We start from the raw sequence: 886 nt of genomic DNA, 5'->3' as shown, positions 1-886 counted from the left end.
CCGTGATGATGAGCATTTTACGGCTTGGGCTTAATTCTATTGGGTTAGCAATGAACGGGTCCGAGGTGACTTGCTCTACTACCGGGTGGCGACCTGCTTGAATGTGAATACCTGCGTCTTTAACTAGAGTAGGGCGGCAATAATCCAATGAGTCTGCGCGTTCTGCTAGGTTTTGTAACACGTCCATCTGTGAAACGGCAGAAGCTAGGTTTTGCATTTGTTCAAGATGAGGCATCAGCAAATCGAACAGCTCTTCCCACAGTTTTTTCTCTAGTGCGAGTGCTTTTGATTTTGAGTTCAGAACTTTGTCTTCATGCTCTTTAAGCTCAGGAATAATGTAGCGCTCGGCATTTTTCAAAGTTTGGCGACGCACGTAATGTGGCGGTACCAAATGGCTTTGGCCACGACTTACCTGAATGAAGAATCCATGTACGGCGTTGTAGCCAACTTTCAGCGTATCGATGCCATGACGCTCGCGTTCATCCGCTTCGAGCTTTTCTAGATACTCGGTTGCACCATCAGCGAGCTTGCGCCACTCATCCAATTCTTCGTTATAGCCTTCTGCAATCACACCACCATCGCGGATCACTTCCGGCGGGTTTTCTTTGATAGCACGCTCAAGAAGTTCACATACCTCATCTATTGGCGCAGCAAATTGAGCCAACTTCACTAGGTATGGATGAGTTAAGGATGCAGTGAGCGATTCTAGTTCAGGAAGTTGCTGCATGGCATGGCGTAGGCGAGCCATATCACGTGGACGAGCAGAACGTAGAGCAAGACGCGCTAAGATACGTTCAATATCGCCAATCTGTTTTAAAGTTGGCTGAAGATCGGTAAATAAGCCTTGATCTTTAATTTCACCAATCGCATCCAGACGGTTGTTTAG

At 47.1% G+C, this 886-nt stretch carries 1 pseudogene; it reads right to left on the bottom strand.

Features of this window, described 5'->3' with window-relative positions:
• Positions 1-886 (bottom strand): annotated as a pseudogene (locus tag R7E78_RS25275) (DNA mismatch repair protein MutS); the annotation flags it as partial.

This window comes from Vibrio sp. YT-19(2023) (genome assembly GCF_033337395.1).
This window is presented reverse-complemented; position numbering and strand designations above follow the sequence as displayed.